Below are 233 nucleotides of genomic sequence, written 5' to 3' on the forward strand. Positions count from 1 at the left end.
CATAACCCTTCTGTACCAGATCCATAATCTTGTTCAGACGATCGAGGAGAGGCTTGTCGAATGTCTTGCCGTGAACGTTCTTTCTCTTGAGGATACGTCCGATTGCTTCTCCTGAGTCACCGAGGGACTCGAGTTCTCCGATTATCTTGTACATAGACCTTATCGTGTCGGCTGCATCTTCGCTTATCTCATTCTTGCCCACCTCATTGAGATATGTAGCGATCTCGTACTCT

1 protein-coding gene is annotated in these 233 nt (G+C 47.2%); it reads right to left on the minus strand.

The features are described 5' to 3' along the window. Positions 1-233, minus strand: a 233-nt coding sequence (locus AB1471_RS17960; protein WP_367781075.1) for a hypothetical protein, incomplete at both ends; no start/stop codon positions are given.

It is taken from the genome of Jeotgalibacillus marinus (genome assembly GCF_040801915.1).
Taxonomy (GTDB): domain Bacteria; phylum Bacillota; class Bacilli; order Bacillales; family Jeotgalibacillaceae; genus Jeotgalibacillus; species Jeotgalibacillus marinus.